The 21,389-nt window shown below is 50.4% G+C and carries 17 protein-coding genes; all 17 read right to left on the bottom strand.

The window, feature by feature from the left end; all coding sequences use genetic code 11:
• Window positions 1-83: 83 nt before the first annotated feature.
• Window positions 84-1,529, bottom strand: coding sequence for an IS1182 family transposase (locus NST96_RS12785; RefSeq protein WP_024985259.1), 1,446 nt, complete (start codon window positions 1,527-1,529; stop codon window positions 84-86).
• A gap of 160 nt (window positions 1,530-1,689) precedes the next feature.
• Window positions 1,690-3,501, bottom strand: a complete 1,812-nt coding sequence (gene pepF, locus NST96_RS12780; RefSeq protein ID WP_342406486.1) for an oligoendopeptidase F — start codon at window positions 3,499-3,501, stop codon at window positions 1,690-1,692.
• Window positions 3,502-3,624: 123 nt separating this feature from the next.
• Window positions 3,625-4,914, bottom strand: a complete 1,290-nt coding sequence (locus NST96_RS12775) for a UDP-glucose/GDP-mannose dehydrogenase family protein (protein ID WP_003387017.1) — start codon at window positions 4,912-4,914, stop codon at window positions 3,625-3,627.
• Window positions 4,915-4,923: 9 nt separating this feature from the next.
• A complete protein-coding gene (locus tag NST96_RS12770) occupies window positions 4,924-6,000 on the bottom strand; it encodes a glycosyltransferase (protein WP_031933278.1) in 1,077 nt (358 codons plus the stop codon).
• 15 nt (window positions 6,001-6,015) lie between these two features.
• Window positions 6,016-6,966: an NAD-dependent epimerase/dehydratase family protein gene (locus NST96_RS12765; protein WP_003387020.1), complete on the bottom strand. Its 951-nt coding sequence runs from the start codon at window positions 6,964-6,966 to the stop codon at window positions 6,016-6,018.
• Window positions 6,963-7,787 (bottom strand): glycosyltransferase family 2 protein, encoded by an 825-nt coding sequence (locus tag NST96_RS12760; protein WP_003387022.1) that lies wholly within the window; start codon window positions 7,785-7,787, stop codon window positions 6,963-6,965. The genes NST96_RS12765 and NST96_RS12760 overlap by 4 nt, the downstream gene beginning before the upstream one ends.
• Complete coding sequence (locus NST96_RS12755; RefSeq protein ID WP_342406485.1) at window positions 7,784-8,830, bottom strand: glucose-1-phosphate thymidylyltransferase; 1,047 nt, start codon at window positions 8,828-8,830, stop codon at window positions 7,784-7,786. Before NST96_RS12755 ends, NST96_RS12760 begins: the two co-directional genes overlap by 4 nt.
• Before the next feature lie 125 nt (window positions 8,831-8,955).
• Entirely contained in the window at window positions 8,956-10,134 is a 1,179-nt protein-coding gene (locus NST96_RS12750; RefSeq protein ID WP_341072891.1) for a glycosyltransferase family 4 protein, read from the bottom strand.
• The gene (locus NST96_RS12745) at window positions 10,115-10,438 is read right to left on the bottom strand and encodes a hypothetical protein (protein ID WP_003387028.1); all 324 of its coding nucleotides are present in this window, start codon (window positions 10,436-10,438) and stop codon (window positions 10,115-10,117) included. Before NST96_RS12745 ends, NST96_RS12750 begins: the two co-directional genes overlap by 20 nt.
• A 147-nt stretch (window positions 10,439-10,585) precedes the next feature.
• Complete coding sequence (locus tag NST96_RS12740) at window positions 10,586-11,281, bottom strand: DnaD domain protein (RefSeq protein WP_024985018.1); 696 nt, start codon at window positions 11,279-11,281, stop codon at window positions 10,586-10,588.
• Between the two features lie 135 nt (window positions 11,282-11,416).
• Complete coding sequence (asnS, locus tag NST96_RS12735; RefSeq protein WP_003387030.1) at window positions 11,417-12,706, bottom strand: asparagine--tRNA ligase; 1,290 nt, start codon at window positions 12,704-12,706, stop codon at window positions 11,417-11,419.
• 247 nt (window positions 12,707-12,953) lie between these two features.
• Complete coding sequence (gene ltrA, locus NST96_RS12730; RefSeq protein WP_024985202.1) at window positions 12,954-14,219, bottom strand: group II intron reverse transcriptase/maturase; 1,266 nt, start codon at window positions 14,217-14,219, stop codon at window positions 12,954-12,956.
• 685 nt (window positions 14,220-14,904) lie between these two features.
• Window positions 14,905-17,703: a WIAG-tail domain gene (locus NST96_RS12725; RefSeq protein ID WP_024985017.1), complete on the bottom strand. Its 2,799-nt coding sequence runs from the start codon at window positions 17,701-17,703 to the stop codon at window positions 14,905-14,907.
• A gap of 111 nt (window positions 17,704-17,814) precedes the next feature.
• Complete coding sequence (locus tag NST96_RS12720) at window positions 17,815-19,326, bottom strand: AAA family ATPase (protein WP_024985016.1); 1,512 nt, start codon at window positions 19,324-19,326, stop codon at window positions 17,815-17,817.
• A complete protein-coding gene (locus NST96_RS12715; RefSeq protein ID WP_342406537.1) occupies window positions 19,319-19,840 on the bottom strand; it encodes a hypothetical protein in 522 nt (173 codons plus the stop codon). Before NST96_RS12715 ends, NST96_RS12720 begins: the two co-directional genes overlap by 8 nt.
• Window positions 19,841-19,993: 153 nt before the next feature.
• A complete protein-coding gene (locus NST96_RS12710; RefSeq protein ID WP_003387034.1) occupies window positions 19,994-20,482 on the bottom strand; it encodes a DUF5590 domain-containing protein in 489 nt (162 codons plus the stop codon).
• 26 nt (window positions 20,483-20,508) lie between these two features.
• Window positions 20,509-21,201, bottom strand: a complete 693-nt coding sequence (locus NST96_RS12705; RefSeq protein WP_003387035.1) for a hypothetical protein — start codon at window positions 21,199-21,201, stop codon at window positions 20,509-20,511.
• Between the last annotated feature and the right edge of the window lie 188 nt (window positions 21,202-21,389).

Here is a 21,389-nt window from a genome sequence, read left to right as displayed (position 1 = left end):
AATTACCTCTTCTCTCCAAAAATGTGTCTGATTTGTGTCGTTTCGCGTTAAGAAATAAAAAAACCAGGGACAATTCCCTGGTTTCAGGTTGCAGACAAACTCCCTCGCTGAACGAACAGCAGAGGGAGTTTGTTTAATAATTTGATGAAAATACCGAAGGTGTTTTGATCGTTCACCTTTTGGCGACCTGATTTCCATAGCCAGGTCGCCATTTTTTTCAAGTTCATGGCAGCGAAAACAAGCATCGCCTGCATCGTGACCTTCTCCAGTCCTCGTAAGGTCGTCCAACGCATGCCATGCTTTTCCTTCATATCAGCGAATACACGTTCAATCGTTTCTTTCCGTTTGCTATAGATTTGTTTGTTTTCCTCGGTATGCCGGAGGTGGTCTACCTCTTCGAGGTAATCAGCCCAGATGTGGCGACTCACTCTCTTTGTGTAGTCTTTACTTTCCGTGCATTGTTTCAAGAACGGACAACTTCGGCAAACTTGAGAATTTGATCGATAGATACGGTACCCATCCTTGTTTGTTGTCTCATATGTTAAGATTTGCTCGTTCGGGCAGATGTAGCAGTCGAAATATTCATCATACACATATTCGTGCTTTTTAAAAAAACCTTCTTTGGTGCGTGGTCTTGTGTAGGGCATAACGGGGCGAATCTGGTCATCAAGGAGTGTTTTACTGATGTAAGGCGTCTTGTATCCCGAGTCCACTGCCACAGCTTGAGGCTGTGCAAACGTCTTTCGCACTTGATTCAAAACATCCTCAAAAACCTGACTGTCATGCACATTGCCTGGCGTTACCTTGGCACCAAGCACAAATCCATTTCGATCACATGCTGTATGAAAACTATAAGCAAATACACGTTCCTTTTCCCCTTTTACAAACAATCCGCAATCCGGGTCAGTTGTGCTGACTTTCACCTCCTTCTTCGAAGTTTCTGTCTTTTTTTCAAGGGGCTTCTTTCCATGTGCAATACGATCCTGATTGATTTCTTCGTCCAGCAGCTCTTGATATTTCTTCGCTTGTTCTTCAACGATTTCTTTCACGTATTTATGCTTATTCGCACTGGCTTTTACATGCGTAGCATCAATGAAAAGCACATCAGGCTTCACGAATCCATGATGAACCGCCTCCTCCAATATTCGAAGGAAGATCGACTCGAAGAGTTGAGTATCCCGAAAACGGCGAACATAGTTCTTGCCTAGGGTCGTGAAATGGGGAATGGGCTGACTGAAATCATAGCCAATAAACCACCGATAGGCAACATTGGTTTCGATCTCTTTAATCGTTTGTCGCATGGAACGAATTCCAAAAATATATTGGATGAAAGCAATTTTAACTAAGACTACAGGGTCAACACTGGGTCTGCCATTGTCATGACAGTAAAGGCTTTCCACCAAGTCATAGATGAACGAAAAGTCGATTGCATTTTCAATTTTTCTTACGAGATGATCTTCTGGCACCAACTCATCTAGCGAGAATGCAGATATCTGATAACGCCCTTCGGCCTCTTGCTTATTAAGCATAATGCCACCTCTAAAAAATAACTTTTGAAAACGTAACATGTTCTATATTCAACAAAAAAGCCTGCAGACCCTGTTCCTTACGGAACTTTGTCTACAGGCTGAAACCAGGGACAATTCCCTGGTTTTACACTCGTTTATCGTTTTTGCTGCCTAATAGCGGTTATGCTTGGCCGATGAGCTGTTCCATCTCTTCCAGTCTCTTTGCGAACACAGCCAACGCTTCGCGGATCGGTTCCGGAGACGTCATGTCCACGCCAGCTTTCTTCAACAATTCCAGCGGATAGTCGGAGCTTCCGCTTTTGAGGAATTGCAGATAGCGGTCTACAGCGGGCTTGCCCTCCTCAAGAATTTGCTTGGCGAGGGAGGTCGCTGCCGAGAAGCCGGTAGCGTACTTATAGACGTAAAAGTTGCGATAGAAGTGAGGAATTCTCGCCCATTCCAGATCGATTTCCTTGTCAACGATCATATCTGAACCGTGGTAGGCGACATTCAGCTCTCTGTACAATTCGCTCAAGCTGTCTGCGGTAAGCGGTTCTTCCTGCTCTGTCTTGGCATGCACGAGCTTTTCAAATTCGGCAAACATCGTCTGCCGGAACACAGTCCCGCGGAACTGCTCCAGGTAGTAGTTGAGCAAATACATCCGCTGCTGCTTGTCAGTCGTCGTTTCCAGCAGATGGTCCATGAGCAGAGCTTCATTCAGCGTGGAAGCCACCTCTGCGACAAAAATCTTGTAGTCCGAATAGGTGTACGGCTGTTCCTTATGGGAGTAGTAGCTGTGCAGGGCATGCCCCATTTCGTGGGCTAGCGTAAACATGTTGTTGACGTTGTCCTGGTAGTTCATCAGGACGTACGGGTGAGATGTGTACGCACCCCAGGAGTACGCTCCGCTCGTCTTTCCTTCGTTTTCGTAGACATCGACCCAGCCATTTGAAAACCCTTCAGCCAGCACGCTGCCGTACTCATCTCCGAGCGGCTTGAGCGCTTCCTTGATCGTCTCCACGGCTTGCTCGTACGGGATCTTCATATCAACCTCAGGGACAATGGGAACATACAAATCGTACATGTGCAGCTCATCTACCGCCAGCATTTTCTTTCTCAGCGCGATGTAGCGATGCATGAGCGGCAGATGCTCGCGAATCGTAGAAATGAGGTTGTCGTAGACGGACAGATCGACGTTGTCGGCAAACAGGGCCGCGTAAATGGCCGACGGGTACTTGCGCGTGCGGGCGTAAAACACGTCAGCCTTGACTGCGGACGTGAGGGAGGCTGCAATCGTATTGCGATGCTTCCCGTATGTGGCATACAGAGCCTCGAACGCTTCACGGCGGACGCGGCGGTCCTTGCTTTCCATAAACTGCACATAGCGGCCTTTGGTCAGTTCGACTTCTTCCCCGTTTTCATCCGTGATCATCGGAAATTTGATGTCTGCATTGTTCAGCATGCCGTAAATTTTGGAGGGCGCGGAAGCAAGCTCGCTTACATTGGCCATAATCGCCTCTTCTTCAGCCGAAAGCGTATGCGGTTTGAACCGCGTGATTTCCTCCAGAAGAATGCGGTAATGCTCGAGACCTGGCACTTCTTTCAGCCATTTCTCCAGCTCTTCTTGCGGAATGCCCAAAATCTCCGGCTGTATGTACGAAATGGCTCCGTATACTTGTGTACTGAGCGTCGTCGCCCGATCCGTCAGCGCCTGGTAGGTGCTGTTCGTATTGTCCTCGTCGCGGCGCATCCGGGCGTAAACGTATACCTGGTCAAGCGTCTTCAGCAGTTCATCCTGGAGGCGCAGCGTTTCGAGCAACTGTTGTCCGGAGCTGCCCAGCTTGCCTTTTTGGGTAGCGATTCTCTCGGCCAGTTGCTTCACTGTTTGCACGTCTTTTTCCCAATCGCTGTCGCTCGCGTATATATCTTCCAAACGCCATTTGAATTCCGCAGGCACCTCATTGCGCTTTGGCAACGTTTTGCTTTTATTCAATATCACTCACTCCTCGCATTCGTTTCGGGTGGCAAAACAATCCATATGTATTATCGTAGCGTATTCTTGCACCGGGTTCAAATCAATATACGAGCAAGAAGCCGACTTTCCATGGAGGCAAAGTCAGCTTCTTCCCACTCCCTGATAGGCAAAACCGTACTGCTTGACAAGCTCCGACGGCCAGGCATTCCTTCCGTCGAATAGCACCGGTTTGGCCATCACGGCTTTTGCTTTTTGCCAATCGAGGTTCACGCATTGCTTCCATTCCGTAGCGAGCAATGCTGCATCTGCACCAGTCAGCGTGGCGTAGATGTCGTCTGCATAGCTGACCTGTGGATACAGCTTTGCCACCGTCTCCATCGAGATCGGGTCATACGCGGAAACGATTGCCCCTTCGTGCAGCAGCTGCTTGATGATAGGGAGTGACCGCGATTCACGGATGTCGTCCGTATCCGGCTTAAAAGACAGCCCCAAAACGGCAACCCGTTTCCCATGCAAGCCGCCCAATTGTTCACGGATAAGCTGAACGCACCATTCCGGCTGTGTGCGGTTTACTTCTCGCACCTGTTCGAGAATGCTCAATTTCACTCCGTTTCTTTTTCCCACTTGCAAGAGGGCTATGGTGTCTTTCGGAAAGCATGATCCGCCATAACCGATCCCGGCTCGCAAAAACTCGGGGCCGATCCGGCTGTCCAGCCCCATCCCGCGTGCGACCGTCTCGATGTCCGTGCCCAATACCGTACTGAGCCGGGCCAATTCGTTCATGAAGGAAATGCGTGTGGCAAGAAACGCATTGGACGCGTACTTGATCAGCTCGGCAGTTCGGCGGGTCGTTTTTACCATAGGGCAAGAATAGCCTTCGTAGAGTTCATCCATCAAGGAAAACGCTGCCGCCGACTCTGCTCCGATCACGATGCGCGACGGGTTCAAGGCATCCTGCAGGGCACTTCCCTCGCGCAAAAACTCCGGATTCGAAATGACGTGGAGCTCCTTGCAATCTCCGAGAAGCTCCGCCACCCGGTCTCCCGTCCCCACCGGTACTGTGCTTTTGATGACGACTCCTCGTCTCACCGGATTGCTGGCGTACACGGCCCTCACATCTTCTACCACGGCAAACAGATACCCGAGATCAGCCGAACCGTCTGCCGATTCAGGGGTCCCCACGCAGATAAACAAAATGTCCGCTTCCTTGGCTTCCCCATTCAATGTATGGTCAAAGTGAAGATTCCCCTGATCCATCACGGATCGCATGGCCTCTTCCAGCCCCGGCTCATAGATGGGGCAGTGTCGCTGCTTTAATTGCTTTACTTTTTCTTCGTCCACGTCGATTCCGACGACTCGATGACCGTGCAAGGCAAGGGAAACAGCCGTGTTTAATCCGACATAACCCGTTCCAATGACGGCTACATTCATTCCTTCACCTCATCGTTTTTTCAGCACGCTCACATATAAATCTTCCAGCCTGGCGCGCTGTTTTTGAATGTCGTGATTGCTTTCTACCTTGGCTCTGGCCCTTGCGGCAATGGCTGGCCACTCATCCGTTCGGCCCAACACATGCTGAATCATCTTTGCCAAACGGCCGGGGGACTTTTCCGGCACCAGATAACCGGTAACCTCGTGCTCAACCAATTCCGGAATACCGGCATGATAGGTCGAGATGACCGGACGTCCGCTTGCCATCGCTTCCATCAAAACATTGGGAATCCCCTCTTGATTGCCGTTTTTGGCTGTCTTGCATGCGATCACGAAAAGATGGCAGTTCGCCAGCTCTCGCTGGACCTCCCGATGGGGCATCGCGCCGCGAAGCTTGACGCTCCCGCCAAGATTTCGCTTTTTAATCATTCGCCGCAGCTTTTGTTTCTCTTCACCGTCTCCGACAATCGTCAGCGTCGCGTTCGGGTATTGACGCACCACACGGGAAAACGCTTTGATCAGCGTATCCATTCCCTTCTTCTCCGTCAGACGACCGACGCTCAAAAGACGAAAAGCCCCATTTTTTACAGGATGCTGCGGTTGCATCGGGAATTTATTGAAGTCAATGCCGGAGCGAATCAATGTGATCTTGTGTTTCGGACAACCGAGCCGAACGAGACGTTTTTTCATATGGTCGCTGACGACGGTAAAAGCTGTTCCTTTGCGAAACAGCTTTTTTAATTGACGGCGGTAGGAGCTGCTTTCCCTGACGCGCTTCGTTGCATCGAAGCCGTGAAAGGAGGTGATCAACGGCAGCTTTGCCTTGCGGGCATAGGGAAGTATTTCCACTCCAGCCGGACCGAACCTGGCGTGCAAACAGCCGAATTTCTTTTTTTTCAACCACTGGGCAAGTCCCTTGAACCGCTTTTTCACATATACCGGGGAATACGGAAACTGCTTTCGGTTAAAGTGCTTTTGCCGGGCCAATACGGCAGTCTGTACGCGCTTGTGTCCGATCAATTGCTCATAAATAAACGTTTCGCTTTTAGGGAGAAACTTGCGGCGGTAGACTAGTACCCGTTGCATGTCAAACCTCCCGTTTTACCCTTTTAACTGGGCTCGAATATCTTCCAGCTGCAATCGCAATCCCTCTTCCAGTTTCACCTTCGGGTGGTAGCCGAGTTTGGATTGGGCCAATCGGATGTCGGCGCTTGTTCGCCGGGAATCTCCCGCGATCGCAGGCAAATGCACAACAGCCGGTACTGTAGAGGTCAGTTGGCCCATCAGCTCCAGCACTTCCATCAGCTTGATTTCCCTGTCCCCGCCAATGTTGTACACGTCGCCTGGTCCAGCGTATTTTTCCGCCAGCAGATTGGCCTCGACCGCATCCGAGACAAATGTAAAATCGCGGCTCTGAAGACCGTCCCCGTAAACGGTTATCGGCTCACCGCGCAGCAATTGCTTGAAAAATCGGTGAAAAGCCATATCCGGCCGCTGTCTCGGGCCGTAGACGGTAAAGTATCGCAGCATGACGACAGGAAGACCGTACGCCTCGACGTAGACACGACAAATCTGCTCCATGGCCGCCTTGGTGACGCCGTAAGGGGAAATCGGATGAATGGGGGATTGCTCATCGGTCATTCCTTCCCGCATCGTTCCGTACACAGAGGACGAGGAGGAAATGATCACCTTTGGAGCAGTCTTTAGACGCGTACAGGCATCGAGCAATTCTTGTGTTGCAAGCAGGTTGTGTGCCAGATAGTCGGAAAATGCCTTCCCCCAACTGGTACGGACGCCCGGAAGAGCAGCCAGATGGAATACCAGATCAACCTCATCCAGCCATTCCTCCCAGCGCTTTTCCGATAGCAGGGCCGAGTGAAACGTAAACAGGGAATGTTGACCGATCAGCGAGAGATTGCGTAATTTACAGGCCACATCATAGTTGTCGATAAAACCGTCGACTCCGACGACATGATGACCCTCCTGCAGCAGGCGCTGAGTCAAATGGGACCCGATAAATCCAGCACAGCCTGTAATGAGCACCTTTCTCATCGCCGCCGTCTCCTCCTTCCCTTTTTCTTTTTCAATCGCTTGATAATCAAGTACCCGTTCTTATAACCGTATACGGCCTTGTACTTGTTGCCCCAGCGTTTCAGATAATACCGGAACGTTTTTCTGCGCAGCTCGTTGCGCTTCCGCTTCATCTTGTTGTCTGTCAACTGGCCTCTGTGTTTGGTCCGATTGTACAGCTTTCGATTAATCCACTTCACCCGATACCGCTCGATCAGGCGGAGGATAATCCTTCTGTCCTCCATGATCCTGCCTTCATACTTGTCGGAAGTATCCCAGCCCCCCACCTTTTGCAGGGCCGAAACGCGGTAACAGCGGGGAGCCACCATCCAATGGTTGTATTTGAGAAATTGATATTTCGTGTTGAACTGCTTGTGTTTGACCAAAAATGGATTGACGTACTTGCCTCTTCTCACACGCCAGATTTTGACGTTTCCATAGAAGAGTGCGCGCTTGTTCTTCTTGTCGCGCAGGATATGCTTTTTCAAGATCGCAAGGGAGCGTTTCGGAAGCCAGTCATCAGAATCAAGCTGAACCAGAAAAGGCGTATCAACCATTGTCAAAGCCTTGTTCATCACTTTGGAGATGCCCGAGTTCTCTTCCATCCGGTAATATTGAACGTTTGGATTGAACAGATAGCGTTCTACCTTATGTCTTGTTTTGTCTGTCGACGCATCATCCATGATCAGCAGCTTCCAGTCCTTGCACGTCTGCTTCATGACACTGGAAATTGCTTTGCGAATGTATTTGGCGCGATTGTAAGCGGGAATCACTACGGTAAACAACGGAGTTGGATTGGTCATTCACTGTCACCTCCCGTAGAGGGAAGCTGGATGGAGGATTTGTCACTCAAAATAAACATACTGGCTTTTCGATCACTGCTTCCTTTGAAAAAAGACTCGCGTCCGAAGACACTGTCTTTCATTTGCCATGACACATCATGAATAGAGCTGTTTTCCAATAAAATACTGTTCTCGATGTGCGTACAATTCGATATCTGGACACCATCCTGAATGGAAACGTACGGCCCTAGCCGACAGTTCTCGATATGACATCCTTTCCCTATTAAAACCGGACCGACAATCTCGCAATGTTGTACGACGCTGCCCTCTCCGATTGCCAATTTTTCTCCCAACTCCCGGGAAAGCATCCACCGATTCGCCTCCAGCCAACGCTCTATCGTCCCTACGTCGGTGTATTTCCCGTTTGTTGTCGTATGCGCAATGAAAGATCCACGATCGATCATCGTCTGGATCGCATCCGTAATCTCGTACTCTCCGCGAGAAGAAGGGCTCAGCGAGGCGATCGCCTCAAAGATCGGCCTTGTAAATAAGTAAGCACCAATCACTGCGAGATTGCTTTTTGGCACAACAGGTTTTTCCACCACGGAGATAAGACGCCCCTCGTGTACCTCTGCGATCCCGTAGTCCTGCGGCTTTTCTACCTCGCTCAGCATGACGATTCCGTCTGCACGATTGTCCTGGAATCTGCGAACGAGATTGTGCAAGGAATCCATAAGCAAGTTATCGCCTAACAAAAGGATAAACGGTTCGTCTTGGAGGAATGGCTGTGAAATATTCACTGCATGAGCAATCCCAAGCGGCGATTCCTGCTCGATATAGGTAATGGTAACCCCAAATTGACTACCATCGCCTACGTATCCTGAAATCTGCACTTGGGAAGGGTGAATGACGATTCCGATGTCACGGACACCCACTTCAATCAGCTTGCGAATGCAGTAGAATAGAACCGGTTGATTAGCCACAGGGAGGAGGGTTTTTGGTTGCGAATAGGAAAATGGATGGAGTCTCGTGCCACGTCCGGCGCATAAGATTAACCCTTTCACAAAAATCACTCCCCAGTTGTGCTTCTAGCGATACTTATAAGGTATGCGTCCCGCCGTATCTGGACAGGGCAGAAGTCCACAACCGGGGCAGAAAGGGCGACCACCCAGTCTGATTCGCGCCCGATTTATCCGACCTTTTTGTAAGCTGCTGCGACTCTTGCCCGTTTGTCAGCCCCCTTTTCAAAAGCCTGTAAATAGCCTTGGGCTGTGGCGTACCAAGAAAATTGCTTCGCCCGGACCAATGCGCGTTTTCCCATCTGATTTCGCAAGTGAGGAATGCTCCATAGCTCATCCCAAATCCTGGGCAGTTCCTTTTCCCATTCCTTGGGAGAGATCACGTAACCCGAGTCCTCGTGTATGACGACCTCCCCGATCCCGCCTCTCGGTGTCGTAATCACCGGCTTTCCGGATGCCATCGCTTCCAGGTTGACCCGGCAAAACGGCTCTTGCCAGACGGAAGGCGTTGCCACAATATCGCCGATCTGGTAGTACAGGGGCATCTCCTGGCTCGGGATAAAGTTCACAAATTTCACCCGGTCGCCCAGTGGTTTCGCCAGCTGGTGCAAATACCGGACATACGGGTTCATTCGATTGCTTCCATAGCCAGTTCCTCCCACGATGATGAGCTTGGCCTTTGGATCCTGTTCGCACACCTTCCGGAATGCCTTGAGCAGGACGTGGACGCCTTTTGCCCTCATCAGCCTGCCTGCGTAGAACATGATCCGATCATCATGTCTGAGTCCCAGCTTCCGCCGCAAATTTCTTACTCCGAAATTGATTTTTGCTAGCTGATAAGGCGTCACGTCTACCCCCAGGTGAACCGCATGGACTTTGTCTGGGGGGATACGATGCTTTTCTATAAAATGCTGACGCAGATATTCACTGTTGGTGATAAACCCATCTGCGAGCCGTACGATTTGTCTCATTTTCTCCGGACTGATAAACCATTTGGCGGCGTATACGTGAGAGTGCATATTCACATAGATCGGAACTGATGGAAATTTTCTCCGCAAAGCAGGCACGAAATTGGGGCGATTCTCCACCAGGATCACATCGGGACTTCGTCTTTTCAAATCGCCGATGATTCGCTTGAGATAAGGGCCGGGACCCTTATAAGGAAAACGGATAATGTCTCTCCCCTCTTCAAAGCTCGAACGAGGGTAGGTCGGGCACGTTCGCGTGTAGATGGTCACTTGATGCTCCGGCCCAAACATCTTGCTCACTTCATCGATATCATGCTCTACTGAGCTGCCCTTGACCGGCGGCACAGAGAAGGGGCCGGGACTAATGATGGCGATTTTCATTTCGCTCCCGCTCCCACTCCTGTTTTAAAGAAAGAACGACCTGGTACAGGTACTCTCGCTCGCGCTTCTGCTCTTCCTGCAGTACCTTAAACCGTTCTTCCCAGCGTGACACCGCTTCTTTGAGAGCCGCAAGCTCTTTTTGAATTTCTTCCGCCCTCTCTTTCCACAGCGTTTCCGCGGCGTCCCGTTGGTCTCCCAGTTTTTTCAATTGAACGCGTTCAACAGCTTCATCCACCACGAATTCGCCAGAAAACACTCCCGGCATAATCCAATGTGTGGTCTCACCTTTTTTTCGCTTTTCCATGCTTCATGACCTCCAGACCAATCCGACATCAAGATTCGCTTGACCAAGTCAATCATTCCGACAGCTTTCGCTCTTTTTATGGTATGAACAAGATCCCAAATAGGTACATGTACAGGGGAAAAGAAAAAACCGCTGCGAGGGATTTCCTCACAGCGGCTGACGCTGATCGCTTACAGGCGTATGGCGCCTGAAACGGAGACTATAGTGCCTTGCTTCTTCGACGCTTGTTATCTTTTGCTTTTGCCATTCCAAAAGAATTCGGTCGATATAGCGGATGTGCAGCTTGCCGACCGTAGCTGCCTCCCGCAATGCTGTCAGAATCAGTTCATCCGAATAACCGTCCTGATTGGTCCAGATGTGGATCGTCTCCAGCTCAAACGGCGATAGCGGACGGCCAAACGCCTGTTCAAAGCGGGTGTACAATCCCGTCTGCTCGCCTTCCAATGTACTGGCCATTTCGGCAAAAGGCTCTACCACCGGGTCAATCATCCGGGATACGCTGCGCTGCTCCCGCCAGCTTTGATAAAGCTTGCGATACAAGGGAGTCAGATTGTACAGCTCATGACGCATCCCTGTCTCGGGATCGATGTATTCGTCAATGCTGATCCATTCTTCCTTCAAAAGCTTTTGCAATGTCTGGATCAGTCTGGTTGATGACATCGACATCCGATCCTCCAGCTCCTGAATCGTCGGAAAGCGATTTCCCTCTTGCTGAAAGGATAACAAATGGATAATGAGAATCATTTCTTCATCAGAGAGCGATGTTTGCTTGTACATTTTTAAAAGGAGGTTGGAAATCGATGTGGCTCCTTCTTGCAAAATCTGTAATAGTTGTGATTCCATGAGACATTTTCACCTCATCGCCATGATTGCATGCTGGCGTGCTGTTCGCGTTGGTTTGAAGAACGTAAATACCCTGCCGCCCTCCGGCAGCAGGGTGTAAGATACTGAGCGTGTAACCGCCAAAAAAGCAGCGGGTTACGGGTAGAGGCGATAAAGCATGCGCGGGAACGGAATCGTTTCGCGGACGTGGTCCAAACCGCAAATCCAGGCGATTGTGCGCTCCAGTCCCAAACCAAATCCGGAGTGAGGCACAGTCCCGTATTTGCGCAGATCGAGATACCATTTATACGCTTCTTCAGACAGTTCATGTTCTTTGAACCGCTCTTCCAAAAGGACAGGATCGTCAATACGCTGGCTTCCGCCAATGATTTCCCCATATCCCTCCGGTGCGATCAGATCGGCACAGAGGACAACCTCTGGTCTGTTCGGATCTGGCTTCATATAGAACGCCTTGATTTCTGTCGGGTAGTGGGTAATAAATACCGGTTTGTCAAAATGCTCGGCAATCGCCGTCTCGTCAGGAGCGCCGAAATCATCGCCCCATTTGATCTCGCTTCCTTTTTCCTGAAGCAGTTTGATCGCGTCATCATAAGAAATCCGCGGGAACGGTCCGACGACATTTTGCAGCTTGGTCGTGTCGCGCTCCAGTGTTTTCAGCTCGCGCTGGCAGTTTTTCAAAACAGACTGTACGACATGAGACACAAACTCTTCTTGAATGCGCAGGTTTTCTTCGTGATCGACGAAGGCCATCTCGGGCTCGATCATCCAAAACTCGATCAGGTGACGGCGCGTTTTGGATTTTTCGGCACGGAAGGTCGGACCAAAGGAGTATACCCGTCCCAGAGCCATCGCAGCAGCTTCCATGTACAACTGGCCGGATTGGGAAAGATAGGCGTCCTCGTCAAAATACTTCGTATGGAAGAGGTTTGTCGTCCCCTCCGCAGAGGTAGGAGTCAAAATCGGCGGATCTACTTTGTAAAAGCCGTTTTGGTGAAAATATTCGTTTACCGCACGAATCACTTCGGAACGGATCGACATAACCGCTCTCTGGCGAGGGCTTCTCAGCCACAGGTGGCGGTGGTCCATCAGGAAGTCAACCCCGTGCTCCTTCAGCGAAATCGGGTAATCGTGGGAGATTTGAATAATTTCAATGCCGGTCACGGTCAATTCATAGCCGCTCGGCGCACGGTCATCTGCCCGAACGATGCCGTTTATGTACAAAGAGCTCTCCTGTGTCAATTGCGATGCTGCTTCCCATACGTCTTCCGATACTTCTGCTTTGACGACTACTCCCTGAATGAATCCGGAGCCGTCGCGCAGCTGCAAAAATTGTATTTTTCCACTGCTGCGCTTGTTAAAAAGCCAACAGCCCAATCGTACTTCTTGTCCCACATGCTGCCCCAACTGGGCAATGGTCGTCATCATCGGCTTGTTTCCCTCCATTTGCCATTGCAACACAAAATCCATACTACTTGATATCGAATCAATTATACTATTCAGCGTAGTTGAATTCAATGAGAGTCTGCGCCTGTTAGTTTACCATAATATTTTTATGACAACTTTATAGCCCTTCATCAAAGCAAAAAACCGGACTCCATTATAATCGAGTAGGAGGGGGCGACTAACCCCCGTCCTCTCACACCACCGTACGTACCGTTCGGTATACGGCGGTTCACCAAGCTTGACGAATTTGAGAATATCGTTGCACTAAGCTTTTCAGCCCTTGTTGTTGCCAGTAGGCAATGCCGAGGGCTTTGTGTATATGCGGAGATTTTGTGGTACGCCATGCACCCTTGCGGGTATTTGCAATTTCAATGGCTTTTACGTGAGATATGCCAAGAGAACGAAGTTCTCGATATCTGGTTCTCACGCGTTTCCACTGCATCCACAAACAAAGACGGAGCCTGCGCCTTGTCCATTCCTCAATGGATTGTAGAATGCCCTTCGCGTCTGCAAGGGCGAAATATCCAATCCAGCCCATGAGGTACTGATTTATTCTTTCAATCCGCTTCTCCATCGAGATGCTCCACACCGGATTCGTGATCGTGCGGATTTTCTCTTTTAGCTTGAGGAGGGATTTGGGGTGGATGCGAATCCTTGTCTGTTTTGCAAAGGTAAAACTAAAGCCCAAGAATTTTCGTTTCCATGGTCGGTCTATCGCGCTTTTCTCCTCATTTACTTTTAGCCTTAGTACCTTCTCCAAGTGGTTTTGAATACTCTTCTTTACTCGTTCCCCTGCCCGTTTTGTTTTCACGTAGATATTACAATCGTCTGCGTAGCGGCAGAAACGGTGGCCTCTCTTTTCGAGTTCCTTGTCCAAATCATCAAGTAGGATATTTGCCAAAAGTGGGCTTAACGGCCCACCTTGCGGTGTTCCTTCACTTGATGTTGTACAGACGCCATTTATCATGATCCCCGCATTCAAGTAGGAACGAATCAGTCTTAAAATTCTCTTGTCCTGAACTTTTCGAGCCACACGGCTCATTAGAATATCATGATTTACGCGATCAAAGAATTTCTCTAGATCGATGTCCACCACGAAACGATATCCTTCGGAGATATACGCTTGCGCTTTCCTTACTGCCATGTGAGCGCTACGTTTTGGACGGAACCCATAGCTAGATTCCGAGAAGGTGGGGTCGAAGATCGGCGTTAACACTTGGAGGATGGCCTGCTGAATAAAGCGGTCTACCACGGTGGGAATGCCTAATAACCTTACACCACCGTCAGGTTTCGGGATTTCGACTCTGCGAACAGGTGAAGGTCTATAGGTTCCCCTTTCCATCTTCTCGCGGATGGCTTGCCAGTGTTCACGTAGATAATCGCGTAGTTGTTCGGTTGAAACACCATCGACTCCACCGACACCTTTGTTTTCCTCCACTCGTTGGAGTGCCATCCGTAAGTTTTCCCGTGATAAGACTTTTTCCAGCAAATCCATAATGATGTTCCTTCCTTCGCACATGCGGACTCCGTGCTTGCTGTACGATACTCAGCCCTCTTTTGTACCCTCGGGGCTTCACCCCTGCTCTTCAAAAGTAGTTCCTTGACAGAATTCTGCTTCGACGTACCGTATCAAAAGACATGGATCGCATGCTGGCTTGATGTTCGGCCCTTCCCCATTCAAGCGTCCTCTACTCGGGTACTATGGCCTCTGCTGACTTCTGCATGTTCAGCGTCTCCTTACGGAGACGGTTACCAACAGTTGAAGGCGTTTCATGCAGACCTCCCCAGGTAAGAACGATAACTTTCATCCCATGTACCTGCCCAAGTTTACTACTGTATCCCTTGGCTGTATGGGGCTTTGTCTTGTTTGGCAGACTCGCCCGGATACAACAGCCTCAAATTGGGTTCGTGTACCTCAGGTCGGGATTTTGCCGCCGGCTTCCTTCAGATTCGACCTCGCGGTCGACACCCTTGCCTTGAGCTAACGGTTGGTACAGCCAACCCCCGTTCGGGACTTTCACCCTATAGCTATCGCCCATGCTGGGCGCACCAAAATAAAAGGCCCTGCTCCGCCGGGAGCCTGGCCTTTGCCTGTATATCTGTCCGACACTCCTATTCGTCAACAGCCACGCAAAGAGTTGACGGTCTGTTGCCCACACTCTGAATGGCTGCGCTTCGATTTAGTCTTCGTAATCCTCATCAATCTCTTCGCTAATGGTTAATTCCTCCCGATTGCGGCCCTTGTTCCGATGTCTTTGCGCTGCCCTCCTGGACTCGATGGCATCCTCATCTGCAAATTCCTGATCAGCGTCCCCGTTTGACTCATGCTCGCCATCATCATGCACATACAGGACGGCATTCTCTTCCTCGTCCTTATCTTCTGCACTTAACTCTTCCTGTGCGATCTCGCCATCCTCTTCGAGTGCTTCGAGCAGATCATTCTCCTCCAGCTCCTGCTCGAAATATTCCCTCATCTCACCGGTGATGGTGCCACCTTTCTCTCCGACTGCAATCCACTGAATCACTCCTTTTTCCTCTTGTCCGGAGCGATTTCGAAACACAGTGACTACTGCAGAAGTCCGATTGCCGTATTTAAAGGAAACATGGCAGCCCATCCGGTTTGTCATTGCCACCAGACAATAGTCGGCATTTGCGAACGGAGCGTCGAGCCGTATCGTTACGTCAACTGACTTTTTGCTGGCAGGGATCCGGAAGGAAAGGAACCCGAATTGCTGCAAAGTGACCCCTTGCGGCCTGCTGGTCTCCACCGGAACAAACGCCAGTTTATCCATTGTAACGGTGCCGTCCGCCAGATGGTTAGCCGTGATCGCTCCGTCGACGATATGTTCGCCTGCTACGCTTTCGGTCTTCAGATGTTTGGCGCCTACACTTCTTTCCATCAACTGCTCGCTGCCGATAGAATTATCCAGGAGGTGTTCTGCTCTGATCGCTCCTGGCGTAATTTTGTCCCTCGTGATCGACCGATCCTCGATGTGATCAGTCGAGATCGCAAACAGGCTGATCTTTTCTCCGGTTACGCTGCGTATCGCTATTTTCGAAGTAACGACTGCTTCCTCGCCAAGCTTCTCTGTCGTAATGGAAAGCGGTTTTAGATGCTGCGAGTCGACGGCTTTGTTGGCAATGTGAATGCCATGTACGCTCCCTGGAGCCAGATGGTCGGACGTAATGGCGCCAGCGATGAGATGCTCTCCGCTCAGGGTGTTTTTCTCTACATGGCCACCTGTTACCGACTGCAGCTCAAGCCTGGTGCCGTCCACGCTGCGAGCAACCAGTTTTTCCCGCGTTACACTGCTGGGTGCAAGCTTTTCAGACGTGACTGCTTGATTTTGCAAGTGCTCGGTTTGAACGGCGTTATTCGTCAGATGCCTTGACTGTATAGCTTTGTCGGCCAGCTTCTCCTCTGTAACGATATTTCGGGAGAGATGTCTTGCTTTGACCGATTCGCTGGCCAGTTTCGCGGAGGTGATGGCGCCGTCAGCCAGTTTGGTCGTCGTTATGCTCAGCTCCGTCACTTTGTCGGTCGACACGGATTCTGCCGCAAGCTTGGAGGTCGTAATGACGTGGTCGGCCAAATTATGCGTTTGCACAATATTGTCCTTCAAATGAATATTGCTGACAACCCGTTCACCCAAATGGGTGGCATCGATCACGCCCTTCGCCAGTTTATCCTTGGTGATCGAACCGTCAGCCAAATGCTTTGCATCGATCGTTCCCTCGTTTATGTGGTGGCTGTTCACGGAACGCGGGGCCAACTTGTCGGCATTCACTGCCTTGTCAGCAAGCTTTGCGGTCGTGACCTGGGCATCGCCTATTTTCTTATGTGTGACACTGTTGTCCTGGAGATGGGCCGTTTGAATGACGGATGGTTGCAAATGAACGCTGGCTACCGATTCTTTAGCCAGTTTGCTTGAGGTCACGCTGTTCTCATCAAGGTGTTCGGTTGTGATGGCATAAGGTGCCACTTTTTGGCCCGTAACCGACTCTGGCGACAAGTGCTGTGATTGGACACTGAAGGAAGCCAGATGTTGGTCCTGGATGCTGCCCGGCATGATATTGCTGGCGTCAACGGCTCTGTCATTCAAATGTTCGTGCTGGATCGCACCGCGTTTGATATGGTGCGACTCAATGGCATCCTCGTCGATTTTGCTGCCGGTGACTGCTCCATCGCGAATTTTTTCATTGCTGACAGCGTTGTCTTCCAATTTGACAGAGTTGATAATGTAGTTGGCCAAATTTCCTTTTTGGATGGTACCCATCTTGATTTTCTCTGCGGTAATCGCTTGATCCTGGATGAGCTCTGTCGTGATGGCCTGCTCCTGGATATGCTTCGTCTGAATGGAACTTTCAGCAAATTTGATTGCGTCAATCGTCTTGTCGGCAAGCTTCTCAGACGTAATGCTGTTGTTTTGCAGCTTGTCGCCCGAAATGGAACGGTCCTGGAGCATGTCGCCACCGATCACATTCTTGCCGATATGTGTGGATTGGATTGCTTCAGGTGCAATCTTGTTCGACGTTACTGCCCTGTCTGCCAGCTTGGAACTGTCCACAGCGTAATCTTTCAGCAAATTGTTGTCGATCGTTCCCGGTTTGATTTTGGAAGCGTCAACTGCCCGATTGGCGATTTTTTCGGTAGTGACAGCCTGATCGGTCAAATCATCCGTATAGACCACCGAATTGTTCGTCTCATCCCGACGTTCCTTGAGGACTTTGGAAAAAGTCGTCTGGTTTGAATTGACTTGCTGTTTCGGGATTTTTTGCAGAGGCGGATTGACACTGACAGGCTCCTTTTTCACGCTTGATACAGTAAATGACTCTTGTCCCCCGCTGGCCAACTGCCGGTCTGACTCCAAATCCTCGAGCCAGTCCACGTCAATATCGTTGTGCAGCAAAGGGAGTTCCAGCCTATCTGACCTTTTCCCCAACGGTTTGCTTACTTTTCGACGGTTCACCTTCGCCATGGTATATTCTTCCCTCCTGAAATCGTCCATGTCCTTCTGTAGGATATTCACCAGACCGCTCATTGGGCACCGTCAATATAAAATAATGCAAAGAAAAAAAAGAAGCCGGCGTTATACCGCCAGCTCCTTTTCAGGGGTGGATACAGAGGCAAGCAAGCTGCGAAAAGCATCGCCATGCAAAACCTCCGCTTGAAGCAACGTATGAAGACCCTCTTGAAAAACAGAGTCGTACTTGCTTAGCAGCGTTCGGGTTTTCTCCAGAAGGTCTTCGAGTATGCGCTCCACCTCGTCGTGAACCCGTTCCTTGGCCACGTACTGCAGGTGAACGATGCCCAATCCGGACATGCCGCTCTGCACGATCTCCTGTGCCATATTCAGCGCCTGCTCGAAGTCGTTCTTGGAGCCTGTGCTGCGGCCGCCGTAGTAGATTTCCTCAGCCACGGCCCCGCCCAAGCATACCATAATCTGCTTTTCCAAGGCTTCCTTCGTGTACAAGTACCGGTCTTCCATCGGATTTTGCCGGACGTATCCCAATGCTTTGCCGCGAGGGCTAAGCGTCACCTGGGAGACTGAACCGGGACGTACGGTTTCACTTACGATAGCATGGCCCAATTCGTGCAAAGCCACACGCTTTTTCTCTTCAGCCGAAGCTTCCCGGTCTACTTTTTCTCCCATCATGACTTTGTCTACGGCAAAGGCAAAATGACGCGCTTCAATTTGCGGGCTTTTCTCGCGCATTGCGTAAATGGCTGCTTCATTGGCTACGCTTTCAAGCTGGGCACCTGAAAAGCCAAATGTCTCCTGAGCGACTTGCTCCAGGGAAACATCGGGTGCGAGCGGTTTATTGGCCGTATGAATCACCAAGATTTGCTCCCGCGCCGTCTTGTCAGGCAAATCGACACTGATATGACGGTCGAAGCGTCCCGGACGCAGCAGCGCCGAGTCCAGCATGTCCTTCCGGTTCGTTGCCGCAATCATCAAGATGCGCGGTTTTTCGCTCGTTCCAATGCCATCCATCTCGGTCAACAGCTGGTTCAGCGTCTGATCGTACTCTCGCTGCTGCTGTCCGTCACGCTTTCCGCCGATCACATCGATCTCGTCGATGAAAATGATGCCGCTGTCCTGACCGTTCTTTTCAGCCAATGCCTTGACTTCCTTGAACAGATCACGGACACGCTGGGCTCCGACACCCACGTACATCTCCACAAATTGGGAACCGGACGCTGCGACAAAAGCGGAATTCGTGTAGTTTGCCGCCGCCTTCGCCATCAGTGTCTTCCCTGTCCCCGGCGGTCCTGTTAACAGCACGCCTTTCAATGGACGGATGCCGTACTGGGCGATTTGATCCTTGTGCTTCAAAAAATCAAGTGCTTCCTTCAGTTCGTTTTTGGCTCTTTCCTGGCCCCCGATCTCCGCAAACTGAACATTCGACTTGGGAACCACATTTTTCGTTTGCTTGCCTTTGCCACCGAACGATACATTTCCTTGGCTTTGTCGGACGACCAAAAAATAAAGGGCGAGCAGAACGACACCAAAGACGAGAAGGGGCGTTACATTGATGCCTAAAAACCAGAGAAACACCAGTATGGCCGGTATTGCTCCGCAGACGATTTCCTTACCCACGAACTGCCACCTCGCTTCCGGACGAACGAGGGACGATCGCGTAATAGTCGTCTGCCCCTCGCTTCAGGTATACGTATACATGCTCTGCATCCATCTGCGCCATCGCTTGGTCTAATTGATAAGCTGTTTTCCATTCGCCCACCAATTGCGGAATCCGGCTGTACTGATGCAAATCAACGGCTTCCGTGAACGAAAACAAGCCGTTCATCCATACCTTTTCCAGCTCTTTTGACTGGTTGCCAAGAGTGACCTGAATCTCTTTGCTCCCTGCCATTTCTTTTGCTTGCTGCATCAGCTTGCGATATTCCTGCGGGAACAGCTCCGGATGCGTTACATTCAAATCTATTTGGATGTGATCTTTTCCCACGTGTAGATGAGCCAGCTCTGCCGACTGCAATTGTCCGATCTGGGTGCGGATAGGCTCTTCGACCTCTATTTTCTGATATAAAAACCAACCGCCGAACAATAGCAGCAGGGTCGCCAGCAGTGAGAGTCCGATTGCCCCTTTGCGCATTTGCACAGTTTTCCCCCCAAACTATCTCAGAATGCTATGGTCTATCAACTTTTTCTCTTTTTGTCAACGGTTTTAGTATATCATACTGATATATTATTTTTTGCTTACAGTTGTTGGATGGAAATGAAAAAAGCCCTTCCGAAAATGGAAGGGCTATCTGACTATTTTGGGAGAAACGACGTAAGAGGTAAGCAGGGCACCTGTAAACAGATCGTAGTGCAAATAATGAAAACGGCCCTGTTGGTCCTGCAACGTTACTTCCCAAAAGCGATTCTTTTCGTCAATACCCGGAACGATATGGCGAATCGCTCCATCTGGAAATCCTTTTTTAACGGCCGCTTCCACGCTTTCACGGGTAACGGCTTTTTCCAGAGAATCAAATGCGACTGTTTCGGCCGTCAACCAGACCACCACAGGGGTGCCCGCCTGGTTTTTTCCCAGCACTACCGCATAGGATTGATTCCCGCGATACTCGTCTATGGAATCGATCTGCGCGACTGTTGTCCGCTCCTGGACCCATTGCCGTACCTGGGCCTCAAAATCATCCTGCTTCCCCACAACGGTTGCGCCCAGATGATAGGCCGAGCCCAGAACGAGCACAAGAATAACGGCGATTACTCCTGCAACGATTTTTACATACACCGGTAAAACTCCTTTATCCCCTTACATTACAACCGAAAGCGAAGCTGATCCTGCTTGAGTCCCGCAGCTGTCTCCATTTGCAAATAGATCTCCAATTGCCGCAATTCACGCGTCGGTCCATCGTACCATAATTGGTACTCGACTGCAATCTGATTGGCCAGACGCTGAGTCATATCCTTGATCGGAAAGGATGGTCCGAGCCACATGGACAACAGATCGGTCACCTCTGTAGAAGGCACGCTGAGACGATAGCCTTGCCAGCCCTGACCGGAACCATCTGCGACCGGAAGCGGCGCAACCCGCTCCAGCTTGCTTTTCAAGATAGCCGCATGCTGCTGGGGCGTATATAGCGAGTATGGCAAAGCCTGGTGGTCTTGAATTTCTCCGTCAATCGTGACATTGACCTGTTCCGCTTCTTTTTGCAGTTCAAAGCGATGTCCGGCTATTTCCCCGGCCAGCTGAAAATTTTCACCCTTGTACTTTCCGCTCAGAACGTAATCCTTTACGAAAACGGAGAATGGCCGCTCCGTATCTTTGGTTACCTGATCCAGCAAACTGGCAACGATCGCCCGGTCTGCCTCTTCTCGCTGTGTCGTCGAGATTACATGCGCTTCTTTTATATCCAGACGATTGTGAAGTTCTCCAAGCAAGGTGCCCAAGGCAAACAGGACGAGAAATAATGACGGAAGCCACCAGAGCTGTTTGGGCTTAATATACAAGTCCGTTCACCCCTGTCCCTTTTTCCTTATGCGTATGAATTCTGGGAAGGTTTTAGAACAGGACGGAAAACTTGCTAAACATACGACCCGGCACCTGGGCCATACTACAGATACACCCCGAGGAGGTGAGCGCGTGAAGCTGTCAAACCAAACGACATCTCCTGACCTCTTAGGGTCTATGCTGCAGG

Source organism: Brevibacillus sp. FSL K6-2834, from assembly GCF_038592925.1.
Classification (GTDB): Bacteria; Bacillota; Bacilli; order Brevibacillales; family Brevibacillaceae; genus Brevibacillus; species Brevibacillus borstelensis.
Note: the sequence above shows the minus strand (reverse complement) of the source record. Positions and strands in the feature narration are given on the sequence as shown.